The organism is Streptomyces katrae (assembly GCF_000966975.1).
Classification (GTDB): domain Bacteria; phylum Actinomycetota; class Actinomycetes; order Streptomycetales; family Streptomycetaceae; genus Streptomyces; species Streptomyces katrae.
This window is the reverse complement of record NZ_JZWV01001440.1, coordinates 1-2958: the sequence shown is the minus strand read 5'-3', so window position 1 is coordinate 2958 and position 2958 is coordinate 1. Positions and strand designations below refer to the sequence as shown.

At 74.5% G+C, this 2958-nt stretch carries 3 protein-coding genes; 1 reads left to right on the top strand and 2 read right to left on the bottom strand.

Translation table 11 applies throughout. The annotated features are described in order from the left end of the window. The coding region (locus tag VR44_RS38140; RefSeq protein ID WP_211275217.1) for an aromatase/cyclase at positions 1 to 341 on the bottom strand (341 nt) is incomplete at its 3' end. Between the two features lie 203 nt (positions 342 to 544). Continuing rightward, positions 545 to 2209, bottom strand: a complete 1665-nt coding sequence (locus VR44_RS38135; protein ID WP_245692847.1) for a class I adenylate-forming enzyme family protein — start codon at positions 2207 to 2209, stop codon at positions 545 to 547. A 279-nt stretch (positions 2210 to 2488) separates the two neighbouring features. On the opposite strand from VR44_RS38135, the gene VR44_RS38130 reads away from it, so the two are divergent. Beyond that, a partial coding sequence (locus VR44_RS38130) for an alcohol dehydrogenase catalytic domain-containing protein (RefSeq protein ID WP_045952266.1) occupies positions 2489 to 2958 on the top strand: 470 nt, incomplete at its 3' end.

Below are 2958 nucleotides of genomic sequence, written 5' to 3'. Positions count from 1 at the left end.
TGTATAAGAGACAGGTGGTGCAGGGTCAGCCGCGAGCGCCCGCCGGCCAGTTCGGCGACCTCCCAGCGGCCGCTGAGGGCGGTGGCCGGGGGCGCGGGGACCTCCTGGTGGAAGTCGATGGTCCGCCGTGCGGGGTCCAGGGAGCGCCGTGACACCCAGGACGTGACGGTCCCGCCCGCGGTCGCCCACATCCCGAACCGGTCGTGGGTCCCGTCGAAGTCCAGCCGCTCCACGTGGATGCTGGGCGGGACGAACAGCGGCCACTGGGTCGTGTCCGCGAGCAGCGCGTAGACCACGCCCGCGGGGGCGGCCACGTCCACCGAGTACGACGTGTGCTGCACACGCTCACCTGACATCGGTTCACACCTCTCTGCCTCGGTCCACCAACTTCGCGGCAGTCGGCGGAGCTCCGCTCGAAAGCCCCTGGACCACGGCCGCACGGGCCGTCCACGCGCCCTCCACGGGCTCTCGCGAGGTCTTGCGGGGGGCCGCCGGGCCGTGCGAAGGGGTGCCCGGAGGGAGAGAGGGAGGCCCGGAGGGAGACTCAGAGGGAGGCTTCGGCCGCCGCCCGCCGGTGCAGCTCGCGGCGCAGGGAGCGCCGCTCGGGCTTCCCGGCGGGGGTGCGGGGCACGGCGCCGAGGACCTCGACCCGCCGGATCTGTTCGTGCGGGCCCAGCTCTCCGTTGGCCGTCTCCACGATCGAGTCGAGGACGTCGAGGAGCCCGGGCGCGGTCGGGTCGTGCAGGACGAGCCCGAGCCAGACGACGGCGCCGTGGACCGGGTCGGGCCAGCCGACGACGACGCAGTCGGCGACCCGGGGGTCGGCGGCGAGGACGGATTCGACGGCGGTGGGCGAGACGAGTTCGCCGTCGTACGCGAACACGTCGTCGAGGCGGTCGACGAGGTACAGCTCCCCGTCCGGGCCGATGCGGCCGACGTCCTGGGTGGAGAACCAGCCGTCCTCGCCGGCGGCCGGCCCGCTCTCCCCGAGGTAGCCGGCCATCAGCTGGGGTCCGCTCAGCTGCACCTCGCCGGTCTCGCCGGGCCCGAGCGGGACGCCGGTCCGGGGGTGCACGATGCGGCAGGAGGTGCCGGGGACGGGCCTGCCCACGGAGCCGGTGCCGCTGAGGTCCTCACCGGGCCGCTGGGAGTGCGTGAGGGGGGCGAGTTCGACCAGGCCGTACCCCTGGAGGACGGGGACGCCGAGCCGCTCGGAGAGCAGCCGGGCGTCCGCGGGGGCGAGGGCGCTGCCACCGGAGAGGACGGCGGTGAGCCGGTCGAGGGCGGGAGCGGCGGGCAGGGGGAAGCCGGGCAGCTCTCCGGCATCGGGGAGTTCGCCGTGGCGCAGGTCGGCGGCGAGCTGGTGGAGCCGGGCGGGCAGGCTGTAGAGGTGGGTGGCGCCGGTGCGGGCGGCCAGGGCGACGGCGGCCGCGGGGCGCGGGGCGGGGCACAGCACCTGGCAGGCGCCCGCGAGGACGGCCGAGTTGAGGTGCATCGGCTGGTACAGCGGCAGGTGGTTGAGGATCACCGAGGCGGAGTCGAGCCGGTGTGCGGCGGCGGTCTGCGCGGCGTTGGCGAGCAGGTTGCGGTGGGTGAGCCGGACGCCCTTGGGCCGGCCGGTCGTCCCGGTGGTGAACTGCACGCACACCACGGCGTTCGGGTCGAAGGGCACGTCGGTGGGGGCGCCGTCGGTGCCCGGGCCGGGCTGCGGGGCGCGGTCGAGGGCCACGGACAGCGGCACGGCGTCGGCGGGCACGATCCCGTCGGGTGCGTCGGTGACGACGACCTCGCGCAGCAGGGGCAGCCGGTCGGCGGTCTTGACGAGCTGCTCGGCGGCGGCGGTGGGCAGGAAGGCGATCTCGACGTCGGCCAGTTCGCACACGCGGCGCAGTCCCGCCGCCCGGATCAGGGGGTTGAGGAGGACGACGGTGTTGCCGCTGCGGATGGTGCCGTAGTAGGCGGCGGCGAACTCCTCGTCGAGGGTGTTGGCGACCCCGACGCGGGCCCCGCGCCGGCCGAGGGCGTGTTCGAGGTAGGCGGCGAACCGGTCGGCCCGTGCGTCGAGTTCGGCGAAGGTCCGCGTACCGTGGGGGGAGCGGAACGCGCAGGCGGCGGGGTCGCGTTCCGCGGCCCGGCGCAGCAGTCCGTCGAGCGGCAGCTCCTTGCGGCGGGTCGGTTGCGGGCGGCGGCTGAGGCGGTAGATCGGCACGGCGCGTCCTCCTGGTCGGGCTGATCCCTGGATCTCCGGATCCCTGGCGCTGATCCCTGATCCCTGGTCCCTGATCGCTGATCCCTGATCGCTGGTCCCTGATCCCGACGCATCACGGTCCGCACCTCCGGTTGAGGACGCTTCGAAGGTGACTCGATCCCGCCTCCGTCGAGCGTCCCTCCGGCGGATCCCGATCCCCGGGGCGGAGCCTGCCTGGACGCGCCCCGGCGGACCCGCACGTCCGGCGCCGTCGCATCCCTCCGTCGCAAGGGAAGTCACGTGGACGAGATCGTCGAGGCCCTGCTCTCCGAGGACGTGCTGCCCGAGGACCTCGCGGCGCTGCCGCTGCCGGAGGCCTACCGGGGCAACGTGGTGCACCGGGACGAGACCGGCATGTTCGAGGGGATCCCGTCGGCGGAGAAGGACCCCCGCAAGTCCCTGCACCTGCGGGAGGTGCCGACGCCGGAGCCGGGTCCGGGGGAGGCGCTGGTCGCGGTGATGGCGAGCGCGATCAACTACAACACCGTCTGGAGCTCGATCTTCGAGCCGCTGCCGACGTTCGGTTTCCTGGAGCGCTACGGCCGCCTCTCGGAGCTCACCCGCCGCCACGACCTCCCCTACCACGTGCTGGGCTCGGACCTGGCGGGCGTGGTGCTGCGCACCGGCCCCGGCGTCAACCGGTGGAAGGCGGGTGACCGGGTCGTGGCGCACTGCCTGTCGGTGGAGCTGGAGTCCGCCGACGGGCACGG